22 protein-coding genes are annotated in these 25,053 nt (G+C 40.2%); 21 read left to right on the forward strand and 1 reads right to left on the reverse strand.

Going from position 1 to position 25,053, the window contains the following annotated elements; genetic code table 11:
- Window positions 1-4: 4 nt before the first annotated feature.
- The 4 genes from nqrE (at window position 5) to nqrM (ending at window position 3,252) form a co-directional block, all read left to right on the forward strand.
- Window positions 5-613 (forward strand): NADH:ubiquinone reductase (Na(+)-transporting) subunit E, encoded by a 609-nt coding sequence (nqrE, locus tag PING_RS03950; protein WP_011769161.1) that lies wholly within the window; start codon window positions 5-7, stop codon window positions 611-613.
- 50 nt (window positions 614-663) lie between these two features.
- On the forward strand, window positions 664-1,887 hold the full coding sequence (gene nqrF / locus PING_RS03955; protein ID WP_011769162.1) for an NADH:ubiquinone reductase (Na(+)-transporting) subunit F: 1,224 nt from the start codon (window positions 664-666) through the stop codon (window positions 1,885-1,887).
- 109 nt (window positions 1,888-1,996) lie between these two features.
- A complete protein-coding gene (locus PING_RS03960) occupies window positions 1,997-3,031 on the forward strand; it encodes an FAD:protein FMN transferase (protein ID WP_011769163.1) in 1,035 nt (344 codons plus the stop codon).
- Window positions 3,028-3,252, forward strand: coding sequence for a (Na+)-NQR maturation NqrM (nqrM, locus tag PING_RS03965; protein WP_011769164.1), 225 nt, complete (start codon window positions 3,028-3,030; stop codon window positions 3,250-3,252). The genes PING_RS03960 and nqrM overlap by 4 nt, the downstream gene beginning before the upstream one ends.
- A 93-nt stretch (window positions 3,253-3,345) precedes the next feature.
- Here the strand turns inward: nqrM and PING_RS03970 are convergent, their stop codons facing one another.
- The gene (locus tag PING_RS03970; protein ID WP_011769165.1) at window positions 3,346-3,801 is read right to left on the reverse strand and encodes a YaiI/YqxD family protein; all 456 of its coding nucleotides are present in this window, start codon (window positions 3,799-3,801) and stop codon (window positions 3,346-3,348) included.
- Window positions 3,802-4,348: 547 nt separating this feature from the next.
- On the opposite strand from PING_RS03970, the gene PING_RS03975 reads away from it, so the two are divergent.
- From PING_RS03975 to gmd, 17 genes are all read left to right on the forward strand, one after another.
- On the forward strand, window positions 4,349-4,555 hold the full coding sequence (locus tag PING_RS03975; protein WP_011769166.1) for a cold-shock protein: 207 nt from the start codon (window positions 4,349-4,351) through the stop codon (window positions 4,553-4,555).
- 149 nt (window positions 4,556-4,704) lie between these two features.
- Entirely contained in the window at window positions 4,705-5,289 is a 585-nt protein-coding gene (gene dcd, locus PING_RS03980; RefSeq protein ID WP_011769167.1) for a dCTP deaminase, read from the forward strand.
- Between the two features lie 995 nt (window positions 5,290-6,284).
- The gene (locus PING_RS03985) at window positions 6,285-7,514 is read left to right on the forward strand and encodes a cystathionine gamma-synthase family protein (protein ID WP_011769168.1); all 1,230 of its coding nucleotides are present in this window, start codon (window positions 6,285-6,287) and stop codon (window positions 7,512-7,514) included.
- A gap of 907 nt (window positions 7,515-8,421) precedes the next feature.
- Window positions 8,422-8,832: a type VII toxin-antitoxin system MntA family adenylyltransferase antitoxin gene (gene mntA, locus PING_RS20865; RefSeq protein WP_011769169.1), complete on the forward strand. Its 411-nt coding sequence runs from the start codon at window positions 8,422-8,424 to the stop codon at window positions 8,830-8,832.
- The gene (gene hepT / locus PING_RS20870) at window positions 8,825-9,250 is read left to right on the forward strand and encodes a type VII toxin-antitoxin system HepT family RNase toxin (protein WP_011769170.1); all 426 of its coding nucleotides are present in this window, start codon (window positions 8,825-8,827) and stop codon (window positions 9,248-9,250) included. Before mntA (PING_RS20865) ends, hepT (PING_RS20870) begins: the two co-directional genes overlap by 8 nt.
- A gap of 300 nt (window positions 9,251-9,550) precedes the next feature.
- Entirely contained in the window at window positions 9,551-9,778 is a 228-nt protein-coding gene (locus tag PING_RS04005) for a hypothetical protein (protein WP_041765928.1), read from the forward strand.
- A 1,034-nt stretch (window positions 9,779-10,812) separates the two neighbouring features.
- A complete protein-coding gene (gene mntA / locus PING_RS04010) occupies window positions 10,813-11,214 on the forward strand; it encodes a type VII toxin-antitoxin system MntA family adenylyltransferase antitoxin (protein WP_011769171.1) in 402 nt (133 codons plus the stop codon).
- Window positions 11,204-11,641, forward strand: coding sequence for a type VII toxin-antitoxin system HepT family RNase toxin (hepT, locus tag PING_RS04015; protein ID WP_011769172.1), 438 nt, complete (start codon window positions 11,204-11,206; stop codon window positions 11,639-11,641). Before mntA (PING_RS04010) ends, hepT (PING_RS04015) begins: the two co-directional genes overlap by 11 nt.
- 1,633 nt (window positions 11,642-13,274) lie before the next feature.
- The gene (locus PING_RS04025; RefSeq protein ID WP_041765933.1) at window positions 13,275-14,537 is read left to right on the forward strand and encodes a capsule assembly Wzi family protein; all 1,263 of its coding nucleotides are present in this window, start codon (window positions 13,275-13,277) and stop codon (window positions 14,535-14,537) included.
- A gap of 79 nt (window positions 14,538-14,616) precedes the next feature.
- Entirely contained in the window at window positions 14,617-17,175 is a 2,559-nt protein-coding gene (locus tag PING_RS04030; RefSeq protein ID WP_011769174.1) for an SLBB domain-containing protein, read from the forward strand.
- Between the two features lie 139 nt (window positions 17,176-17,314).
- Window positions 17,315-18,286 carry a Wzz/FepE/Etk N-terminal domain-containing protein gene (locus tag PING_RS04035; RefSeq protein ID WP_041765936.1) on the forward strand — a complete coding sequence of 324 codons (972 nt, stop codon included), beginning with the start codon at window positions 17,315-17,317 and terminating at the stop codon, window positions 18,284-18,286.
- A 169-nt stretch (window positions 18,287-18,455) separates the two neighbouring features.
- Window positions 18,456-18,926, forward strand: a complete 471-nt coding sequence (locus PING_RS04040) for a GDP-mannose mannosyl hydrolase (protein WP_011769176.1) — start codon at window positions 18,456-18,458, stop codon at window positions 18,924-18,926.
- A 70-nt stretch (window positions 18,927-18,996) separates the two neighbouring features.
- On the forward strand, window positions 18,997-20,448 hold the full coding sequence (locus PING_RS04045) for a mannose-1-phosphate guanylyltransferase/mannose-6-phosphate isomerase (protein ID WP_011769177.1): 1,452 nt from the start codon (window positions 18,997-18,999) through the stop codon (window positions 20,446-20,448).
- A 218-nt stretch (window positions 20,449-20,666) separates the two neighbouring features.
- Window positions 20,667-21,791 (forward strand): ISAs1-like element ISPin4 family transposase, encoded by a 1,125-nt coding sequence (locus tag PING_RS04050; protein ID WP_011769178.1) that lies wholly within the window; start codon window positions 20,667-20,669, stop codon window positions 21,789-21,791.
- Between the two features lie 72 nt (window positions 21,792-21,863).
- A complete protein-coding gene (locus tag PING_RS04055) occupies window positions 21,864-22,193 on the forward strand; it encodes a GxxExxY protein (RefSeq protein ID WP_332248881.1) in 330 nt (109 codons plus the stop codon).
- Window positions 22,194-22,321: 128 nt separating this feature from the next.
- Window positions 22,322-23,749, forward strand: a complete 1,428-nt coding sequence (locus PING_RS04060) for a phosphomannomutase (protein ID WP_011769179.1) — start codon at window positions 22,322-22,324, stop codon at window positions 23,747-23,749.
- Window positions 23,750-23,924: 175 nt separating this feature from the next.
- Entirely contained in the window at window positions 23,925-25,052 is a 1,128-nt protein-coding gene (gene gmd, locus PING_RS04065) for a GDP-mannose 4,6-dehydratase (protein ID WP_011769180.1), read from the forward strand.
- The last annotated feature ends 1 nt before the right edge of the window (window position 25,053 follow it).

The following is a 25,053-nucleotide window of genomic DNA, read 5'->3' on the forward strand; positions in this document are numbered from 1 at the left end:
TCAAATGGAACATTATATTAGTATCTTTGTGCGTTCTATTTTCATGGAAAATATGGCACTGGCTTTCTTTTTAGGCATGTGTACATTCCTTGCGGTTTCTAAGAAAGTGAAAACCTCAATGGGCTTGGGCGTAGCAGTTATTGTTGTGCTGGGTATTTCAGTACCGGTTAACCAGATTATCTACTTTAATCTGCTTGCGCCTGGTGCGCTGGCATGGGCCGGTTTTCCAGCCGCTGATCTTAGCTTTTTAGGTTTTATTACCTTTATCGGCGTGATCGCTGCATTAGTACAAATTCTGGAAATGGTATTGGATAAATACTTTCCGGCTTTGTATCAGGCGCTTGGTATTTACCTGCCGCTTATTACCGTTAACTGTGCCATTTTGGGTGGTGTACTCTTCATGGTACAACGCGAATATAACTTGATGGAATCGCTTGTCTATGGCGTTGGTAGTGGTGTCGGTTGGATGTTGGCTATTGTTTTATTAGCAGGTATCCGTGAAAAAATGAAATATTCAGACGTACCAGCAGGATTGCGGGGATTGGGAATTACCTTTACAACGGCAGGACTAATGGCAATCGCCTTTATGTCTTTCTCAGGTATCCAACTGTAATTATTTAACATATCGAGGGGTTCGCCCCTCTTAAAACAAGGAAAAAGTCGATGGAAATATTTCTCGGCGTAGCCATGTTTACCATTATTATTTTAGCCTTAGTTGTGATCATTTTGGCGGCTAAAGCAAAATTGGTAAGTTCAGGCGATATTGAAATATCTATTAATAATGATGCGGATAAAACGGTTATTACTGAAGCTGGCGGGAAACTGCTAGGTGCTCTGGCAAATTCGGGTATCTTTATCTCTTCTGCCTGTGGTGGTGGTGGTACATGTGGTCAGTGTCGCGTTAAAATTAAATCAGGTGGGGGAGATATCCTGCCCACTGAATTAGATCATATTAATAAATTAGAGGCAAAAGAAGGTGAGCGTCTGGCTTGTCAGGTCAGTGTTAAAGAAAACATGGACATTGAATTACCCGAAGAAATCTTTGGTGTAAAAAAATGGGAATGTACTGTTATCTCTAATCATAATCAGGCAACCTTTATCAAAGAGCTTAAATTACAAATACCTGACGGAGAGACTGTTCCTTTTAAAGCGGGCGGTTATATTCAGATTGAAGCTCCAGCACACCATGTGAAATTCAGTGATTTTGATATTGAAAAGGAATATCGTGGTGACTGGGAGCATTTTGGTTTCTTTAAGCTGGAATCAAAGGTTGATGATGAAACCATTCGCGCATACTCAATGGCAAACTATCCCGAGGAAGCCGGCATAATAATGCTTAATGTGCGTATCGCAACACCGCCGCCAAGAGATATGTCATTACCCTGTGGTAAAATGTCATCGTACATTTTCAGCTTAAAAGAGGGTGATAAAGTGACTATTTCCGGACCATTTGGTGAGTTTTTTGCCAAAGAAAGCGAAAATGAAATGATCTTTATCGGTGGTGGTGCTGGAATGGCGCCAATGCGTTCACATATTTTCGATCAGTTCGGTCGTTTGAAAACTAAGCGTAAAGTCAGTTTCTGGTACGGCGCACGTTCGAGACGAGAAATGTTTTATGTCGAAGATTTTGACAGTATCGCAGCTGAAAATAAGAATTTTGAGTGGCATGTGGCGTTAAGTGATCCGCAAAAAGAAGACAACTGGGACGGTTACACTGGTTTTATTCATAATGTATTGTTGGAAAATTACTTAAAAGAGCATGAAGCGCCAGAAGACTGTGAGTATTACATGTGCGGTCCACCGGTGATGAATGCGGCTGTTATTGCAATGCTTAAAGACTTAGGTGTTGAAGATGAAAATATCGCCCTTGATGATTTTGGTGGTTAATTTTAATGGTTAAATCTGTATCACACTGGCTGGCCTTGATTTTGGTGAATTATTTTGATGCTTAAATCTGTATCACACTGGCTGGCCTTGATTTTGGTGGATTATTTTAATGCTTAAATCTGTATCACAATGGCTGCCCTTAATCGGGCTGGCCTTTTTTATTTCGTCATGTGCTAAAGTTGGCCCGCAGATTGTAGAAGTGCGCGGTAATACTATGGGCACATATTATCAGGTCAAATATGTGTTAAGTGCGGAGCAGCAGGGCGACAGCCGATTAGCACTTAAAGCGCTACAATCCGATATTGATAAGCGGCTTGAATTAGTGAATGATCAAATGTCGACCTATCGCCCGGACTCTGAATTATCCCGTTTTAATCGAGCAGAAAAGTCCTTAGAGGTGTCTGCGGCAACACGCCAAGTGATTGAAGCGTCCTTAACTTTATTTGAGCAGAGCAACGGGGCATTTGATGTGACCGTTGGTCCACTGGTGAATTTGTGGGGCTTTGGCCCAAATAAAAAAGCCAATAAAGTGCCCTCTGAAGAGTTGATTGCTGAAAAACAAAAAATCGTGGGAAGCCAGTATTTGAGTGTTAACGGCAAGACCATCAGTAAAGCAATTCCTGAGCTGTATGTCGACTTGTCAGCCATTGCCAAAGGTTACGGGGTGGATGTTATTGCCGATTATCTGCAGGAAGTGGGTATTAATAATTACCTGGTTGATATTGGTGGTGAACTCCGCTTAAAAGGGGAAAAACCTCAGAATACTCCCTGGATAGTTGCTATTGAGCGACCGGCTGAGAAGCAAAGTGTTCAGCGGATAATAAATGTGGGTGATAATGCGATAGCAACCTCGGGTAATTACCGAAATTATTTTGAGTCTGATGACATACATTATTCTCATTCCATCGATCCAAGAACCGGCAAACCTATTAGCCATAAGCTGGTATCGGTGACCGTGATTAATAAAAGCAGCATGCTAGCAGATGGTTTAGCGACTGCGATAACAGTACTCGGGCCGGAGTCCGGATTAGCCTTTGCAAAAAAATACAATTTAGCCGTTTATTTGCTGGTTAAAGAAGGTGATAATATCAGCGAATATTACACTTCCGAGTTTATACCTTTTTTTATTGAGGAGAAAAAATGATTTATTTTCTGGCAACCTTTACGGTTTTTTTACTGGTTGTGGTGGGCATGGCAATTGGTTACATTTTTGATAAAAAAACCATTGGCGGCAGCTGCGGAGGACTCGCTTCCGTTGGCATAGATAAAGAGTGTGACTGCCCTGATCCCTGTGATAAACGCCTAGAGAAAGAAGCGCAGCAGCTTAGAACCGATAGATTAATGGCCGCACCGCGTATTATATAAAGCGCTTATAGCCGACAGCCGATAGCCGATCTCGCTCTTTACTGATAGCCGGTCTCGTCCTTTACTGACAGCCGATAGCTGATAACCCACAGCTTAGGTCGTTTTTTTAGCTTTTTGCAGCCAACGATCTAACGCATTAGCAAAGTTTTGTTTTTCTTTATCTCCAAATTTATTTGGGCCGCCACTGATTTGCCCCATGCTTCTTAGCTCTTCCGATAAATTACGCATTGCCAGACGCTGGCGGATGTTCGCCTCAGTATAAAGCTCTCCCCTTGGATTAAGTGCTGTTATGCCTTTCTCGACAATTTCAGCCGCCAGCGGTATATCTTGCGTTATCACCAGATCATTGATCACTGCATGTTGGCTAATATAATTATCTGCCACATCAAAGCCCTGAGCCACCTGCACGGTTTTAACCAATGCGCGTCTGGGAACAGGTAAAGGCGAATTAGCCACAAAAACCAATGCAGTGGCAGTGCGCTGACCTGCTCGTAATACCATCTCTCTTACCGGTACCGGGCAAGCATCAGCATCAATCCATATTGTCATTAATAATCCTTATTGAAAAGTCAGCGACTATAATACCAAAAGAACTAAAAAGATGCTCACCCTTGCTGGTTAAAATCATCCCTAACTGCATTGTGAGTTTTATTCAGAACGTCCTGTTCTTCACTACTTCGTGGTCAGCTAAAGCTGTTCAAAATCGTTCCATACGATTTTGTGAAAGGAGAGCAATGATCGAATGCAACTTAAGTGCTGATTTTTCCTTCGCAATCATTGATCACTTCATTAATTCTTTTGGTATAACAAAAACAAAAAATATCACTTTAATTAAATTAATAAAAAAGCAAACAACACAATGAGTTAAGGTTGCTTTGTTGTTGACTATTTTATTATGTTTATATGTTTTGTTAAATAGCTGTTGACTACCATTAGAAGACATATATAATTGATGTAGCTTGTAAGTTCGTTTTATATTTATGTTCGATGTTCCGTATTATGTACCGACTCCTATACTTCATAAGTAATAGCAAAACTTCTAGCAAACTACCTTAAACACAAGGTTAAATTACTCTAAATTAAATAGGTTACAATTATGTCTACAACTACTGGTACAGTAAAATGGTTCAACGAGTCTAAAGGTTTTGGTTTTATCGAGCAAGAAAGCGGTCCTGACGTTTTTGCTCATTTCAGCGCTATCTCAAGCACAGGTTTCAAAACTTTAACTGAAGGTCAAAAAGTACAGTTTACTGTTACTCAAGGTCAAAAAGGCCCACAAGCAGAAAATATCGTAGCGCTTTAATATTGCTTCGATTGAACTTTAATTAGTTCTTTCTATTTGAATAAAAAGGTAAGTCATTGACTTGCCTTTTTTTATGCCCATAATAAAATATTATCTGTTTCCCAGAGTATGTAAAGTGCTCAACACTGACCCGCTAAGGAATAAATGAAATGCGTTTGTGTGATACTCATATTGAAGAATATTTAGATGCTGGAAAAATTGTGATCACGCCAAGACCACCAAAATCTGCAATTTCAGGCGTCAGCGTCGACATTCGTTTAGGTAATGAATTCAGAGTCTTTAGCGAACATACAACCCCGTATATTGACCTTTCCGGACCGAAAGAAGAAGTATCTTCCGCACTTGATAAAGTCATGAGCGAACCTATTATTATTGCCAAAAACGAATCATTTTTCCTCCATCCAGGGGAACTGGCACTGGCTGTGACCTATGAAAATGTCACTTTACCGGACGATATTGTGGGCTGGTTGGATGGCCGTTCTTCACTGGCGCGTTTAGGGCTGATGGTACATGTTACAGCGCATCGAATTGATCCGGGCTGGTCAGGAAAAATCGTTTTAGAGTTTTATAACAGTGGTAAAATACCTCTGGCTTTGCGACCTGAAATGACTATCGCCGCTTTAAATTTTGAAGTCTTATCCGCGCCCGCCGCCAGACCCTATAACAAACGTGTTGATGCCAAATACCAGGTTCAGCAGGGTGCCGTCGCCAGCCGTATCAACCAAGACAACTAATCATCAGTTGTATTAACCAATCAAGTTAATAATCCGTCCGCTTAACAGCTGTCTTGCCAAACACCGATTAATTTAATAATCGGTGTTGTCCTTCCCGAATAATACCAAACGCATTAAATTTATGATCAATGCCTTCAAAGGAAAAATTGACACTCATAAAGCCGTAGTGACAATTATTGAATAATAAATCTGCTCACTTTATTAATACGTTTGGTATTATATTAGTGGTAGGGTGCATTCTATGCACCGCAAATAGCCGTAATCGGTGCGCGAAGCGCACCCTACGAGCTGACCAAATAAGCTGCGAGTGTCAGAGAGTGTTATTAATACCAAACGCATTAAATTTATGATCAATGCCTTCAAAGGAAAAATTGACACTCATGAAGCCGTAGTGATGATTTTAAATAATAAACCTGATCACTTTATTAATACGTTTGGTATTATATTAGCGATAGGGTGCATTCTATGGACCACAAATAGTGGTAATCGGTAATCGGTAATCGGTACGCGGAGCGCACCCTACGAGCTGACCAAATAAGCCGCGAGTGTCAGAGAGTGTTCTTAATACTAAACGCATTAAATTTATGATCAATGCCTTCAAAGGAAAAATTGACACTCATAAAGCAGTAGTGACGATTATTGAATAATAAACCTGATCACTTTATTAACACGTTTGGTATTATATTAGCGATAGGGTGCATTCTATGCACTGCAAATCCCGGTAACCGGAGCGCATCCTACGAGCTGACCAAATAAGCCACGAGTGTCAGAGAGTGTTATTAATACCAAACGCATTAAATTTATGATCAATGCCTTCAAAGTAAAAATTGAAACTCATAAAGCAGTAATGATGACTATTGAATAAACTTAATTAATGCGTTTAGTATAAATGACTAAAAAAGACCAAAATGCTATATAGGTGGATTTTAACTTAGTTGCCTATCTCTGTATAATACCCCCATCGCTGAATTTAATTAGATTACCAAGGAATTTTGATGTCAGAACAAGGATTTACAACAAAAATAGTGCATTCAGACCATCTTCTGGAGTTAGAATATGGTGCAATACATGCTCCCATCCATAATTCTGTCCCCTACGGTTTCCAAGACGTGCAGGGTTTAATTGATGTTTTCCAAGGTACAAAGCCAGGTCATGCTTATGCGCGCTCATCCACACCCACTATTGATGCATTGCAGCATAAAATAAAACAGATGGACAATGGCATCGCGACGCTGGTTTTTTCATGCGGCATGTCCGCAATAGTCACCACGTTTTTAACCCTGTTAAAAACCGGTGATCACCTTATCTGCAGCCATTATCTTTTTGGCAATACCAGAAGCATGATCGGCACACTTCAAGGTTACGGTATTGAAGTTACTTTTGTAGATTCAACTGATATTGAACAAGTAAAAGCCGCACAGCAACCCAATACCCGGATGCTTTTTGTCGAAACCATCGCTAATCCCGCCACTCAAATTAGCGCCTTAGATGAAATTGGTGATTTTTGTGAAGCGCAGGGTTTAGTCTATATTGTTGATAATACATTGACCTCCAGTTACCTATTTGATGCAATAAAAGTCAAAGCCAGCCTGATTATCACATCTCTTTCTAAATACGTTGCCGGACATGGTAATGCGTTGGGTGGCTCAGTCACCGATACGGGATTATTTGATTGGCAAACTTACCCAAATATCTTCGAAGCTTACCGCACGGGCGACAGTAAAATGTGGGGCATAGGCCAAATAAAGAAAAAAGGCTTAAGGGATATGGGAGCTTGTATCAGTTCACAAACCGCGCACCTTATTTCAGTCGGCAGCGAAACAATGGAACTGCGTATGCAGCGCCAGTGTAAAAACGCAGGTATATTAGCTGAATTCTTAGCGCAGCACCCGAAAGTTGCCAAAGTCTATTATCCGGGACTAAAAGATCACCCTCAACACCAAAGAGCGAAACGTTTATTTAAACACTTTGGCGCCATGTTAAGTTTTGATCTTATTGAAGGCGAAGACTGTTGTGAGTTATTAAATAAACTAAAATTGGTGATCAGCGCAACCCACCTCGGTGATAACCGTACCCTCGCATTACCCGTTGCACCAACCATCTACCATGAGATGGGACTTGAGACCCGCCAGAAAATGGGCATCAGTGAGACTATGGTACGTTGTTCAATCGGTATCGAAAATACCGCCGACTTAATAGCTGATTTCGAGCAGGCATTGGCTTAAGCGTTATCTGAAATTGCTGCCTGATTTAAAAAGCACAACTTAAGGTGGGCCGGGTTAGCTAATACGCCCGTCATTTCCGAGTTGTTCTGTCGGGAAGTGAGTTGAACGTTAGTTCAGTGTCATGAACAAGCTAAGCTCTACGTGCCCTTTGATTCCTTAAGTTTGGCTCTGCACAGGGATGTGCTGTCCGAACTGGTGCGTTAAAAACAGGTGGGCAGTGCAAGATCAAAAAATGGCTAGGCGAATTAAACGACAGTTTAGGTTCATGAGCGGGACAGGCTCTGCCGTCCCTGTATCGGCTTTTCTCTTGCTTACTTTTCTTTGGCTGTTGAAAGAGCATGACTCCCTCGAACTGCGAAACTGCGTTTTGGTTTCTCATCGTCTAGTCGCCGTCAAGGGCGAAGCTCCAACAGCAAAAGTTAAACCAGACGCTAACTCTCTTGAAAAACACCGCAAGCGAAAGCCTGCAAAGAACCAATGCGTCATAACCTCGCCGTCAAAGGCGGAATTCCAACAATAAAAGTTACACCAGACGCCTCAAGCGAAGGCCTAAAAATTACCTCATGCGTTAAAAGCATTAGCAATCGGTGCGGGGAGCGCACCCTACGAATTACAAAAAACCAATGTGTCATCACTTGATGCGTTAAAAAGCGGCTAGGCAGTGCAAAATAAAAAGATGGTCTGGACAAACAATCGGTGCGCGGAGCGCACTCTACGAACTGAAGACTCAGTTCCAAAAAAAATCGGAATCCTGTCTTCAGGCTCGCAGTTAAACAATGCAGCAAATAGGCGTGCATATTAAAGTGCATTATTCACTGGTTAGCCGTATAGTTACTGCTAGTAAAAAGTAAATAAAAAAGAACGGCAAAATAAAAGAGTTATCCCCCAAGTTTTTTCAGGTGCAGTGATGAATTTCAAAAAATTAAAACCGCAAATATTAAAACTTGCTCAAGAATATGATGATATTGAAGTACTGTGGCTTTATGGCTCTTACGCAAAAGGGTGTGCGCATGAGCATAGCGATATCGATTTAGCGGTTGTGTTTAAAACATGGGTTGATGATGTCATTGAGCGCAGAATACGTCCTGAGTTGTTAGGTATCGAATGGCAAAAAAAACTAAATTTGCAGGAAGGTGATTTAAGTATCTTAGATATGAATAATGCACCTATTCCAATCGCAATGTCAGTGCTTAAAAGTGGTCAGTTATTATTAAGTAAAAATATTTCCAGACAGCTTCAAGAACAGCAACGCATCATGTCGAAATGGGAAATAGATCATTTATATCACTACAAAAACATGAAGGTTATTTATGGATGATACCTATATCTTTTCACTGCGGGAGCACCTCGCAGGATTAAAAAGTGAATTACAAGGCTTAACTGAAATTACAGAAGAACGAGTATTAAGCCGTTATGAATATCGCGCATCGGAGCGGACACTGCAAGTACTTATAGAGGCTTGTATCGGCATCGCCAAGCATTGGTGTTATGCCCTAAATAAAGTGGCTCCCGCAGATGCTTATTCTGCTTTTGAAAAGTTATCGCAGCAAGGTGTTGAATCCGTTAATGAAGTGCCTTGGCGTAAAATAATTGGGATGAGAAATGCACTGGTACATGACTACTTGAATATCGAGCCTGAAATTATCCGAGCAGTGATAAAAAAAGCCACCTACTCAGCGCTATTTGATTTTGCTGAAAGTGGTTTAAATCAACTTGAAAAAATATTTAATAGATAATGACCGAGAAATGGTGAACAGCACGCAGCGCTTAGCCAGTTCAATTCAGACCTCCGATAAAAATATCTCTGAGGTGTGAATAATAGCAGTGTCATTCCTAATTTTTTAATTAATAATCTAAATAAGCCGAGCTTAAAGGCACAGTTCCCGACCCTGTCATTCCCAAGATCACTTAGTCGGGAATCCCAATGCGTTAGAATACCAAGCCAATGCGGCTACGAATTCCCCGTCCATTTTTCTTGCAATGAACGACTGTTTTAGCAAAGGGGAAATGGGGTGACAAATTTGTCAGGAACAAATTTGAACGTTGGAATTTACGACAACGACCTGAAAGGCGTAAGGCAGGAAGCCTGGAGTTATTTACGCCAGTTCAGCGGTATGAGCGGGCTAAGCTCTGCTTGCCCTTTGATTCCCCTAAGTTCGGCTCTGCACAGGGATGTGCTGTCCAAGCCGGTGCGTTTAAAAGGAGTTGGGCAGCGCAAGATCAAAAAATGGCTAGGCGAATTAAACGACAGTTTAGGTTCATGAGCGTGACAGGCTCTGCCGTCCCTGTATCGGCTTTTCTCTTGGCGAGTTATGCAACAGCATAGTGTCACGAGCGGGCTAAGCTCTGCGTGACCTGTTCTCTTTGGCCGTTCAAAGAACATGACTCCCTCGAACTGCGAAACTACGTTTCGGTTTCTCATCGTCTAGTCGCCGTCAAAGGCGAAAGACCAACAACAAAAGTTACACCAGACGCTAACAAGCGAAAGTCTGCAAAGAACCAATGCGTCATAACCTCGCCGTCAAAGGCGAAACTCCAACAGCAAAAGTTAAACCAAGCCTTTTTATAAATATACCAAGCCAATGTGGCTACGAATTCCCCGTCCATTTTTCTTGCAATGAACGACTGTTTTAGCAAATGAAATCATGGAAGATTTCATTAAGTTCGGCTCTGCACAGGGATGTGCTGTCCGAACTGGTGCGTTAAAAACAGGAGGGCAGTGCAAGATCAAAAAATGGCTAGGCGAATTAAACGACAGTTTAGGTTCATGAGCGGGACAGGCTCAGCCGTCCCTGTATCGGCTTTTCTCTTGTTTACTTCTCTTTGGCCGTCCAAAGAGAAGTAAAGTCGCCGTCAAAGGCGAAAGACCAACAATAAAAGCTAAACCAAGCGCTCACAAGCGAAAGCCTACAAAAAACCAATGCGTTAAAAAACAGTGGTAATCGGTGCGCCGAGCGCACCCTACGAATGACATGCAGTCAAGGGTGTAACCCCAACAACAAAAGTTAAATCAAGCACTCTTGAGCGAAAGCTTACAAAGAACCAATGCGTTAAAAACAGTGGCAATCGGTGCGCCGAGCACACCCTACAAACTAAAGGCTCAGTTCCAAAAAAAATTGGAATCCTGCATTCAGGTGAACAGTTAAACAATGCAGCAAATAGGAGAGTATTTTAAAGTGCATTATTGATTGGTGAGCCGTATAGTGAAAGGAAATAAAAAATAAGTATAGGAAGCTGGGGTGAGGGGAATGTAAAATGAAAGGCCTAACTCCCTAGTGTTTTTTTCATTGGATTATGTATGCCAAATCAAGCTGATCTACTCGCAGCAATTCAAAGGCTCGCAGCAAATAATCAGGATATTTCTGTCGTCTGGTTATACGGCTCACGAGCAGCAGATAATTTTAAATCACACAGTGATTTTGATATTGCTATCGCATTTAAAAATTTTAAGTTATCAGTGATAGACAAATATTTAAGGCCAAATGAACTGGCAATTGACTGGGCTATTGAACTTGGATTGCCGTCAGAGATGTTAAGTATTGTTGATATAAACCAAGCGCCCATATACTTAGCTTATAACATAATAGAAGACGGGCAAGTCATATACGAAACACAAACATCTCGGGTTTATAGAGAAAGAAACAGAATATACAGCCAATACGAGCATCAAATAATAGAGAATGCCAAAAATGAAAAATGAAGGCCTGCAGCTTTACTTAGCAGAAGTACTGAAGCACAAAAAAAAATACTTAACAGAGCTAGATGAATTAAGAGAGGATCTTTTAGCTGATAACTTTAAAAGCCGAGATTACCTTGCTACAGAGCGCTTGTTGCAAATTTTTACCGAGCTATGTATTGGCCTGGCAAAACACTGTTTAAAGAAGGCACAAGGTCATTCAGCTACGGACGCCTACCAGACATTTAGCCTGTTAAAAGAGCATGGTTTGATAAGCAGCGATCAATTGATGCAATGGAAAAAGATCATTGGATTGCGAAATGGTTTAGTGCATGACTACTTAAATATCGATTTGCTTATCATCGAACATATTATTAGACAAAGACAATATTTACAACTAGATGTGTTTAGCAGCAAAGCGGTTGATATTTTGCAAAAAGCTGACGTCTAACACTTCAAATTGGAATCCCGCCTTCAAGCGGGCTTAGGTGATGCGTACACAACCAGATCTCCAATTAAAAGACCTTGGAGATGACAGATAATGCGGCACTGAGCATAGTGTCACGGACAAAACCCTCTTTACCTTATTACCCTTGCTGTTGAAAGAACATGACACCCTCGAACTGCAAAACTGTGTTTCGGTTTCTTATCATCTAGTCTCCGTCAAGGCCGAAACTCCAACAACAAAAGTTAAACCAAGCACTAACAAGCGAAAGCCTACAAAGAACCAATACGGCTACAAATTCCCCGTCCATTTTTCTTGCAATGAACGACTGTTTTAGCAAGGGGAAACTGGAGTGAAAAATTTGAACGTTGGAATTTACGACAACGACCTGAAAGGCGTAGGGCAGGAAGCTGAAGTCATTTACGACAGTTCATGAGACTGAACTGTCGTTCAATTCACTCCTCAACAAAACACTTTGAGGATGACGAAGTGGAGCACTTTGAAATGACGGAGTGGAACCCGCCCTCCGTCGTTCCCGAGTTGTTCTGTCGGGAAGTGAGTTGAACGTCAGTTCAGTGTCATGAACGGGCTAAGCTCTGCGCAACCTTCCTCCATCGCGCTAGAATACCAAGCCAATGTGGCTACGAATTCCCCGTCCATTTTTCTTGCAATGAACGACTGTTTTAGCAAGGGGGAAATGGAGCGAATTGAACGCCAGTTCAGGGTTATGAGCGGGCTAAGCTCTGCGTGCCCTTTGATTCCATTAAGTTTGGCTCTGCACAGGGATGTGCTATCCGAACTGGTGCGTTAAAAACAGGCGGGCAGTGCAAGATCAAAAAATGGCCCGGGCGGCTTTTCTCTTGCTTACTTCTCTTTGGCCGTTCAAAGAGAAGTAAAGTCGCCGTCAAGGGCGAAATTCCAACAATAAAAGTTACACCAGACGCTAACAAGCGAAAGCCTACAAAAAACCAATGCGTTAAAAACAGTGGTAATCGGTGCGCCGAGCGCACCTTACAAACTACAAAGAACCAATATGTCTCACCTGATGCATTAAAAATGGCCTAGGCGGCAATCGGTGCGCCGAGCGCACCCTACAAACTACAAAAAACGAGGCGTTATCAACTGTTGCATTAAAAAAACAGCTTGATCAATGCAATAGAAAAAATACCGGAATCTCAACGTTAAGGGGTCAGCATCTAGCATCCAGCCTTCTGGCAAACTTCGCTTACAAGTCTCAGCACCAACAATGTGTGCATACACTACCAATTGGTATACTGTCTTTACTAGGAATCGGTTGATTGTCACATTAAAAAAAAGCGCACACGACGGGAACTTGTTGATAAAATTGAACTATCGTTCAACTTATAACTCCGATTGAAAAATACTATTCTTAGTACAAAAAAACAAAAATGCAAAAACATTAAGTTGACCTGCTTCAAGAAAATATGCATAATGCGGCAAATTTTTCATCTTTTCTTGCTAAATTCTTGTGATTTAGGGGCGGTAGCGTGCTTAAAAATAAATTATTATTCAACTAAAACATGTGATTGATTGTGTATAAATTCATTTTTATGATGTGAATTTGACTCCTGCAAATAGAATCTTCAAATCAGGTAATTAAAGTAGATGGTTATAGCCAGTGTGTAATTTTAATCAAAGCATCTCGCGCACCGCTTTTTTCAGCGTTTTATTATTCATTTGTCTGCAAGTTCAAGCAAGCCCATGGATGGAAACCGATGATGTTTATCTGCGTAGCGATTTACAATTATTAGCCGATGCCGGCATTGTTACTGTGCCTGTTAACAGCTTTCCTTTGCCGTGGCGGGAAATATCGGTACAAATAAAAAATACTTCACCATCGGCGCTTGCTGAAAATACCCGTCAGGCTTATTACCATATATCTTACAAAATTAACGCGGCTAAAAAAGGCTATGGTAATCGTTTTCTAAAACTGAAAACCGCGCAAAAAGGGTTGCCAAGCAGTTTTGGTCAAAATAACGACGTTAAGTGGGGCGCTTTTTCAAATGTTGGCATTGATGAATCCCGTTTCTCAATGCGGATCAGTGCAAATTACGCGCAGTATCATGATAAAGAAGAGGCGCAATTTAATTTCGATAACAGCTATTTTGCGGTCACTACAGGTAAAACAAACTTCTTTATTAATACCCAAGCACAGTGGTGGAGTCCAAGCTGGCTGGAGTCGATAAGTGCAGAGCAGCGTGTTCATCCTGCTTATGAATTAGGGCTAGAAAGAACCTTTGTTGATTTGCCTTTATTAGGCAGTGTTTATTTTAAAACCGGCTTAAATCAATTGCGATCCAGCGATGACTGGAAATATTCATGGCGCTCTCGTTTATCACTACGGCCGGTAAATGCACTTGAACTGTCATTCAGTTACTTTGATTTTCAAGAAGCGCAAAACAAAGATGCTCAGGATAACTATCAGCAATTAAGTATGGATGGACGCTTAAGTCTACAGTCAATGATAGATATTCCGCTGGCTGTTTATATGCAGCATATTATTGATGATTCGCAGCCGGATTTTTCAGCCTTCTTAATAGGAAGTGATTATAGTGTGCTGGCTGCGGGTATGCAGATGCGCTTTGTCTTTGAGTATCGTAATACGAAAGATGATTATTTAGGTGAAACGTTAGATAAAAAACGTTATTCAGTGGGAAGTGTTGTACAGATGGCCAATGATCATCAATGGCAGTTGTTTTTGCACCATAACAGCAGTGATAACAGCATAGATAGCAGCATAAATAACCCTGGAAATCAGTTAGTGGGTTCTTATCGCTTTCTGATTTATAAAGGTATGCTATCTTTGTCGCTTTCATCATCGGATACACAAGAAAACAGTGACAAAGTAAATGCCGGGCTGTCGTGGGAATTGCATTTTTAATTGGACGGACTTGTTTAAGAGTTTATTTTTTGGGCCAAAGTGGCTTTAATTTTTTTTACATATAGGTAACGAGTGAAAAATGTTTAATTTATGTCTATTATTTTCAGCTTTAATGCTGCTTGTTGGGTCTTTTAATGCGCTGGCTGCTACGCCAACGTCTGCGCAGATTCAACAGTTTAAAGCACTGCCAAGCGCGCAACAAAATGCACTGGCCTCGCAATACGGCGTCAATATAGATGCTGTCACCGCGCCTCCTGCTGAAAATAGCGCAACGCCAGATGCAGAGCCGACAATAGAAGATCGTACAACAGAAGATCCTACAACAACGGCCCAAAAAACACCAAGGGGTTTGAAGATGTTTGGTTATGATCTGTTTGCCGGCGAACCCATGTCATTGGCACCCTTAAGCGATCTTCCTGTCCCGAATGATTATTTGTTGGGGGTTGGCGATGAGCTGCAAATCAAAGTGTTTGGTACAAAGACAGAAAGCTACAATTTAGTGATTAACCGCGAAGGCTCTATCCATATTCCAGACTTGGGACCTTTTCAGGCCAGGGGCTTAACTTATCAGCAGCTTAAAACAGAATTTACAGCGTTAATAAACCGCCGCATGATTGGTGTCGAAACCAGTATCAGCTTAGGTAAATTAAAAACAATGGAAGTTTTTGTGTTGGGGGCGGCTTATAAACCTGGCAGTTACGTCATTAGCTCATTATCTTCGGTCACTCAGGCAATAAAAGCTGCTGGCGGTATAGAGAGATTAGGCTCTTTACGTGAGATCCAGGTAAAGCGTAATAATAAAATCATCAAAAAAATCGATCTCTATGATCTGTTAATTTCGGGTGATACATCCTCAGATATTTCACTCAAACAAGGTGATGTTGTTTTTATCCCAATCAAAAAGAAAACCGTCAGTATTGATGGTTTTGTAAAACGGCCGGCGATTTATGAATTAAAAAATGAAAAAGATATTGATAGCATCCTTAAACTTGCGGGCGGTTTAAACGCAAAAGCATACCCTGGCGTGCAAGTAACAAGAAGAACTCAAATTGGCCGAGATTTATATAATTTCAACTTGGAAGATAAGCAGAGTAGTCAAACATTTATAGTCGAAAATGGCGATCAGTTGAATGTTGGTGGCGTGACTGATCTTTACCATAATGCGGTCAGTGTTTCTGGTGCTGTTAGTTATGAAGGAGCCTATCAGTGGAATGCAGACTTAACCGTCAGTGATTTAATTACATCAATCAAATTCGATTTGAATAAAGATGCTGATTTACACAACGCGTTACTGGTGCGAGAAGTGGGTCTTGAGCATAATATTAAAGTGCTGTATTTTGATCTGCTGGCTGCCATATCTAACCCTAAAAGTGACTTAGATCTGAAGTTACAGGCGCAAGATCAGCTCCTAATTTTAAATAAAGAGACCGGAATTGCTGAAAAACTGGGTAAGAAAAGTAATTTATCCAAACAGATTGATAATCAAGAGGTTAATGATCAATTCGTCATCTCGGATTTAGGTGATAAATCAAAACAGCAGAGCAGTGCACAAGCCTTTAGAGCGGACCTGCTAAAACCTGTCATTGCGCAGTTAAAAGCGCAGTCTAATTTTGAAAATGCAGTGCAAATTGTTGATATTCGTGGCGCAGTTAAGTTCCCCGGTGTTTACCCCTTATTTGAACATGCCGATTTAAAAACGCTGATCAATCTCGCTGGCGGTTTAAAAGAGGCATCGTATTTGACGGCCGGTGAATTAAGCCGTATTAAGTTGATTGACGGTAAAGAGCGTATTCATTATCAAACAATTGATATTGCCAGTGCGATGAAAGACACTAAAAATGGAAATATTAAGCTTAAAAGTAAAGATAGAGTGCATGTCTTTACTAAGCCCGAATGGCGGGAAGATTACAAAGCAACTTTGTCGGGCGAAGTGCGGTTTCCGGGGACTTACCGCTTTAATCGTGGTGAAACATTATATGATGTGATTCAACGAGCAGGCGGTCTGACTGAATACGCTTATCCAGAAGGTGCTGTATTTGCGAGAGAAAGCCTGCGTAAAATAGAAGAAAAACAACTCGCATTTTTACATAGGCGCTTAAAAGAAGAAGTCAGTTCGTTAGCATTTCGCCGCCAGTCCAGCAGCAATCCAGTACAAAGTAATAATACCCAGAGTGCGATGGATACCGTTGAGAAGCTTGGAGTCGCTGAAGCCGTTGGCCGTATGTCCATTAATCTTAAAAAAATGCTGCAGCACGACGAAGCACAAAATATTAATTTAGAGAATCAGGATTTTTTACATATTCCACCATTACGTAAAGTAATATCAGTCATTGGACATGTACAGTTTCCAACGGCTCATATTTTTGAAGAAAATAAAAGCGTTGATGCCTACTTAGCGCTATCGGGTGGTGCTAAAAAACAAGCAGATACAGACCGAGTTTATGTTATCCGTGCAAACGGCAGTGTCTTTATTCCCAATCAGTCATTCTGGTTTAGCCGTGAAGAACAGCAGTTAATGCCGGGTGATACTATTGTCATGCCGATGGATACTGATTACATGGATAGATTGTCAACCCTTACCTCATCAACACAGATAATGTACCAGTTAGGTGTAGCTTGGAGCGCGATAAGTAATTAGTGAAAAACAACTGTGATCCGGTAGCGTATATAACCGTCATCCCAGCATTGCTTTGGCCGGGAGCTCGACGAATAAGTTAAGCACATCGAAAGCTTAAACAGATAAACTATTTCATTCCTAATACACGAGATGTAAATAAATGCAAAATAAGCAACAAAACAGGGTAACCACTAGTGAGTCATTTCAAATGCAGAAACCCGCTAACCCTAGTGATGTGATTGATTTGGGTGAACTTTTTTCTGTTGTATGGAAAGGAAAATGGTTAATTATTTTAATAACAGTGATTTTTGCGGCGGGCGCAGTGGTTTTTGCTCTATCCAAACCAAATATCTACAAATCATTAGTATTATTAGCACCAGTGTCAGAAGACAGTAATAAAATGGGCGCATTAGCGTCACAGTTTGGCGGTTTAGCTTCATTAGCCGGCGTTAACCTTGGATCTGGGGCCGCTAGTTCAACTGATCTGGCGATAGCGGTATTAAAATCGCGAAAATTTTTAACGGCCTTTGTAAATCGCCATGATTTGAAAATACCCTTGTTTGCAGGTGACAAATGGAATGCCTCAACAGGTGATTTATTATTAGATAAAGAAATCTATGACACCCAAAGCAAAGCTTGGATACGTGAGGTGAAAGCCGGTAAATCTGCTGAACCTAGCGATTGGGAGGTTTATGAGTTATTCAGTGAGCTTGTGGTTATTAGCTCTAATAAAGAAACAGGCATGGTTACCCTTAGTATTGAATTTATATCACCCATCTTAGCTAAGCAGTGGGTTGAGTTATTGATTCTTGATTTAAATAAAGAGATGAGAGAAAAAGATTCTGCAGAAGTTGACCGAAATATTAAATACCTTAAATCCAATTTAGAAGTAACCAATCTTGCTGATATGCGTACGGTTTTTTATAAGTTGATTGAAGAGCAGTTAAAAACAAAAATGCTATCACAAGTACAAATAGAATATGCATTTAAAACCATTGATCCCGCCGTTGTCGCCGAAGAAAAAAGTAAACCTAAGCGTGCGTTGATTGTTGTTATGGGTACATTATTAGGTGGTATGTTGAGCCTAGCGATGGTGTTGATTGCTAATGCTATCAGAAGTTCTAAAAAGTAAAAAAACAAACAAACACTACCAATTGACGGTTTGTTTTTAAGTAATTGAAAGTTAATGATTAATTTTATTTTTGGTAAGTTTTATTCGCCTTTAAAATTACAATAAATGTCTCAGTTTAAAACGTTACGTGTTGAAATTATTGAATAAAGTTTAATGGAAAATCAACATTATGCTCCCATTAGTAACATTTAAGACTGTGATTAAATCGACGCCACTTGTATCTATTGACCTTATTGTACGCAATAACAACGGCCAAATTTTGCTTGGTAAACGCACCAACCGTCCTGCAAAAAGAGATTGGTTTGTTCCTGGTGGGCGAATATTAAAAGATGAATCCTTTGAGCGTGCATTTAAACGCTTAATAAAAGCAGAATTAGATTTAACAGAAGTAGTGTCAAAATTTAAAGGGGTTTATCAGCATTTTTATAAAGATAATTTTTCAGAAGATAAATTTACAACGCACTATGTTGTTTTAGCTTATGAAATTACCTTTAATGGTAAGTTATCATTGCTGCCGGTTGAACAGCACTCCTGTTATAAGTGGTTTTCTGAAACTGATTTATTGGTAGATGAAAAGGTTCACGCTCACAGCAAATGGTATTTTCAAAAAGATAAACAAGCAGATTTACTATTTAAATAATTAATGAGTTCTTAATGCTTTGAGCTTCATTATTGACTCGGAACTTGAAACTGAAACTGGAAAATAATTTATGATCTCTCCTGTTATTCTGGCCGGTGGTACTGGTAGTCGATTATGGCCACTTTCTCGTGAGCTTTACCCAAAACAGTTTTTAACCGTAACAGGTGAGCAATCAATGTTGCAGCAGACCGTTGCGCGTTTATCTGGTATGGAGCATGCCGCACCTGTATTAATTTGTAATGAAGATCACCGTTTTATTGCTGCTGAGCAAATGCGTTTAGGCGGTTATGATCATAGCGGTATTATCTTGGAGCCTGTTGGCAGAAATACAGCGCCTGCTATTGCATTGGCTGCGCTACGAGCGGTTAACAATGCAGTTGATGGCGAAGAGCCTGTTTTATTAATACTTGCTGCTGATCATATCATTGAAAATGAAGAGGCTTTTAAAACTTCAGTAGCAAAAGCATTACTTCTTGCAGAAAATGGCCAACTGGTTACTTTTGGTATCGTTCCTACTGCGCCTGAAACGGGTTATGGTTATATAAAAAGAGGGACGAACTGCGAGGGGCTAGATACGAATGGCAGTCATGATGCTTTCTCTGTTAGTGAATTTGTAGAAAAACCAGACTTGGCTACTGCAGAAGAGTATTTGGCAAGTGGGAACTACTACTGGAACTCAGGTATGTTCCTGTTCAAAGCAAGTCGTTACCTTGAAGAATTAGCCAAATTTTCACCCATTATATTGGACGTGTGCAAGCGTGCTATTGCTGCACCATCACAAGACTTAGATTTTATTCGTGTTGACAAAGCTATCTTTGCAACCTGTCCAAATGACTCTATCGATTATTCGGTGATGGAGCCTCTTTGTGCACAGGGAAGCAATTCGGTGATGGTTGTGCCTATGGATGCTGGTTGGAGCGATGTGGGCTCTTTTTCTGCGTTATGGGAAGTCTCAGCTAAAGATGATAACCAAAATGCCATAAAAGGTGATGTAATGGTCGTTGATTCAACCAACAATTATATCTATGCAGAACATAAATTGGTCTCTACGGTCGGTGTTGATAACTTAGTGATTATTGAAACTAAAGATGCCATTTTAGTGGCAAGCAAAGATAAAGTGCAAGATGTTAAAACGATTGTTAACCAGCTAAAAGAAGCAGGCCGAACTGAACATAAACTACACCGTGAAGTATATCGTCCCTGGGGTAAATACGACTCTATCGATTTTGGTAAAAGGGATCATGTAAAACGAATTACCGTTAAACCGGGTGAAAAACTTTCAATTCAAAAACATCACCACCGCTCGGAGCATTGGATTGTGGTATCTGGCACCGCAAGCGTGTTAAATGGTGATAAAACTATTTTAGTCACTGAAAATGAATCAACCTACATCCCGTTAGGTACCATTCATGCGTTGGAAAATCCCGGCAAAATCCTGTTAGAGATGATTGAAGTGCAGACAGGCAGTTATCTTGGTGAAGATGATATAGTGCGCTTCGAAGATCGCTACGGCCGAGTCTAATAAGTAAAAGCTTAACTATAGAGAAAATGGTTAAAGATAAAGTTCAGGGCAAGATTACGAATATAGACTTTTATTTTGATTATTAATTGCTTTTTATTTTTACCTTTTATTTTTTAATGTTAGCTGTATCTATATATCTGAATTTACAAAAGGATCACGTTGTAGATCAGTTTTGGTTGTGATCATAACCTTCTTTTTATCTTAAATAGAAACTAGATATGTCCCAAATAACCTTGATAAAGCAGCTCTCAATCATCCGTGATACCCGACAACCGAGGAAAGTGCATCACAATTTAGTTGATGTTTTATTTTTGGCAATTACAGCCGTCATATCAGGCTGTGAGGGTTGGGAAGAAATACAAGATTTCGGCAACGATAAGTTAGATTGGCTGAGAAAGTATTTACCCTTTTCAGGCGGAATACCTACGGACGACACAATTTCTCGTGTTTTTCAGTTGATTGACCCAAAAGAATTTCAAAAGTGCTTTGCTACTTGGATGAAAAGTTGCTGTGAAATGAGTCATGGAGATGTCATTGCCATTGATGGAAAAACATTAAGAGGTTCATTTAATAAGAAAGATAAATCAGATACTATTCATATGGTTAGCGCTTTTGCAGCCGCTAATTCGGTTGTGTTAGGGCAAGTTAAGACAAATGCTAAGTCTAATGAAATTACAGCGATTCCTAAGTTATTAGATTTATTGGATGTACGTGGATGCCTCGTAACTATTGATGCAATGGGATGCCAAACTAAAATAGCTAAAAAAATCGTAGATAAAGGTGGTGATTATCTTTTGCCTGTTAAAGATAACCAAGAACGATTACAAACAGCATTAGACGGTATATTTTCAATTCGCCGATTAGAGTTACCAGAAACAGAAGCCTATACGACTAAAGAAAAAGGTCATGGTCGAGAAGATAGCAGGATGTGTATGGTTGCAGATGCTAACGAAATTGGTGACTTAGTTTTTGAATGGCCAGGCTTAAAAACGCTTGGGTATGTTGTCTCGTTTAGAACTGAGAAAGATATGCAAACAACTGTAGCAGTTAAGTTTTATATCAGTTCAGCAAAACTAGATGCTAAGTCTCTATTAGAGGCATCAAGAGCGCATTGGACTGTGGAAAATAACTTGCATTGGCAACTTGATATTTCTATGAATGATGACTCATGTCGTATTCGCCAGCAGAATTCAACAGAAAATCTAGCAACTGTGCGACATACAAGCTTGAACTTGTTAAAGAATGAAAAGTCTTTCGATGGTGGTATCAAGAGAAAGCATAAACAAGCAAATCGCAGTGATAGTTACCGAGAACTAGTTGTTTCAGGACTTTCGTTGTTATAAATGAAGGGTAATTTCAATCTATTTAGATTGATTATGTGAACTAAGTCGTTCGTAATTTCCCCCTGTTGTGCTATTGAAGTTCATAAAACGCTTGGGCTAGGATTATTAGAATCAAGTTATGAACAATGTTTGATGTATGAGTTAAATCAAGTAGGGATTATTGCAGAAAATCAGGTTTTATTACCTATCGCATATAAGAGTGTTGTTATCGATGCTGGTTATAGGCTTGATATATTATTACCAGAAAAGTTAATAATAGAATTGAAGTCGGTGGATAAGCTTGCGCCAATCCATACGGCACAGCTCATAACTTATTTGAAATTAAGTGGGATAAAAACAGGCTTGTTAATTAATTTTAATGAGAAAAAGTTAATGGATGGTTTAAAAAGAGTAAGTGTATAAAAATACTGTTTAACCACCGAGGGCCTGGGGAAAGCTTAACAAGTATTGTCATTTTTCTCCGTGTGCGAAGCCTCTGTGTTCTCGGTGGTGAATTGTTTTTACCAGACCCTGAATAATTTGGAAATATTATGAACAAAAAATTAATTAGCGCAACGGTTATCGCAGAAAGTGGTATTGCATTTGGCACTAGTGGTGCACGTGGTTTAGTGACTCAACTCACCCCTGATGTCTGTGCCGCCTTTGCCGTTGCATTTATTGCGGGTATGACGCGCAACTTTAATTTTAAGCAAGTTGCGATTGCAATTGACAACCGCCCGAGCAGTTATGCGATGGCAAAAGCTTGTGCCGCTGCTTTGCAACAGTTAGAGATTGATGTTGTCTATTATGGTGTTATTCCAACGCCTGCGTTAGCTTACGTGGCTCAAGAATATGTTATTCCAGCCATTATGGTTACCGGCAGCCATATTCCTTTTGATCGTAACGGGCTTAAATTTTACCGTCCTGATGGCGAAATCAGTAAAGTTGACGAGCAAGCTATTCTGACTGAGCAAGTTGAGTTTGCAGCGCTTGCTGAGCTACCTGAATTAGTTATTAATCATCGCGCTGCTGAAGAATACATTACCCGTTATACCTCTTTATTTACTAGCCCTTGGCTTACTGGCAAACGCATTGGTATTTATGAGCATTCCAGTGCCGGTCGCGATCTTTACTACCGTATTTTTGAAAAACTGGGTGCGGAAGTGATTGCGCTAGAGCGTAGTGATAAGTTTGTGCCTATTGATACTGAAGCTGTTTCTGTTGAAGATACATTAAAAGCAATTAACTGGTCTAAAGAATATAATTTAGATGTTGTTTTTTCAACCGATGGTGATGGCGACCGCCCATTAGTATCCGATGAAAATGGGAACTGGCTGCGTGGGGATATTCTCGGTTTATTAAGTGCTGAAGCATTAAATATTGAGGCGTTAGCTGTCCCTGTCAGCTGTAATACAGCGATTGAAAGCTGTAATAAATTTAAACATGTAGAGCGAACCAAAATTGGATCTCCTTATGTGATTGCTGAGTTTGCTAACTTAGCGGCTAAATTTAATGCAGTCGCAGGCTTTGAAGCCAATGGAGGTTTTCTGCTGGGCAGTGATGTGCAATTAAACGGTCAAATATTAAAAGCATTGCCGACGCGTGATGCTGTTCTGCCTGCAATTATGTTGCTAGCTGCAGCAGGCGAAGGAGTTATTTCAACATTAGTAAATGCATTACCGCAACGTTTTACCTACAGTGATCGCATTCAAAATTTTGCGACTGAAAAAAGTCAGACGATTATTGCACAAGGCAAAAATGATCCGGCAAATTTATTAATGCAGTTGGGTTTTGATAATGTTGAAATTAAAAATGTTGATGAAACAGATGGTTTAAGAATAACATTAACAGACGAGCGAATTATTCATCTGCGACCGTCAGGTAATGCCCCGGAACTGCGTTGTTATGCAGAAGCTGATAGTTACTCAAAAGCGCATGAGTTAGTAAATAACTCTTTAATAAACATACAAAAAATTTAAACTCACAAAGAGAAAGAAATGAGGTCTTTACATGTTTAAAGGTGTTGTTGTGGTTTCCTCCTTCTTTGCTCATTCATCTCTCTTTGTAAATAATGTTTTAGGCTGGTTTTTATTTTAAATTAGCTGATAGCCTTTAATCTTTAGGTCTTAGTTTTAAAAATATTTAGGAAAGTTCATGACACAAAATAAAGTTGCATTAATTACAGGTGTTACCGGCCAAGATGGCTCTTACCTTGCTGAATTGTTATTAGAAAAGGGCTATGAAGTGCACGGTATCAAACGCCGTTCTTCATCATTAAATACCGAACGTGTTGACCATATTTATGAAGATAACCATGAACAAAATCAAAAATTCTTTCTGCATTATGGCGATTTAACCGATTCATCTAATTTAACGCGTATTATTAACGATGTACAACCAGATGAACTGTACAATCTTGGTGCACAATCTCACGTTGCCGTTTCTTTTGAATGTCCTGAATATACGGCTGACGTTGATGCGATGGGAACATTACGTTTATTAGAGGCAATTCGCTTTTTAGGGCTGGAAAAGAAAACAAAATTCTATCAGGCATCAACTTCAGAGCTGTTTGGCGAAGTACAAGAAATTCCGCAAAAAGAAACAACCCCATTTCACCCTCGTTCACCTTATGGTGTCGCTAAAATGTACGCTTATTGGATAGTGGTTAATTACCGTGAATCTTATGGTATGTATGCCTGTAACGGTATTTTATTTAACCATGAGTCACCTCGTCGTGGTGAGACTTTTGTTACCCGTAAAATAACCCGTGCTATTGCTAATATTTCTCAAGGTTTTGAAAAATGTTTATATCTTGGAAATATGGATGCACTGCGCGATTGGGGGCATGCAAAAGATTACGTGCGTATGCAGTGGATGATGTTACAGCAAGAAACAGCTGATGATTTTGTTATTGCAACGGGCAAACAAATCAGTGTGCGTGAATTTGTGACATTATCAGCGATCGAGGCGGGTATTGAACTTGAATTCACAGGTAAGGGACTTGATGAAATTGCAACGGTGAAATCTATTACTGGTGATAACGCACCCGCTCTAAAAGTAGGTGATGTGATAGTGAAAGTTGATCCACGTTATTTCCGTCCCGCTGAAGTTGAAACGCTACTAGGTGATCCGTCAAAAGCAAAAGAAAAATTGGGTTGGACGCCAGAAATTACGGTTGAAGAGATGTGCGCTGAAATGGTCACTAACGACTTACAAAAAGCGAAGCAGCATGCGATTTTGCAAGCACATGGTTTCAAAGTGAATGTATCCGTAGAATCTTAGA

This window comes from Psychromonas ingrahamii 37 (genome assembly GCF_000015285.1).
GTDB classification, from domain to species: Bacteria; Pseudomonadota; Gammaproteobacteria; order Enterobacterales; family Psychromonadaceae; genus Psychromonas; species Psychromonas ingrahamii.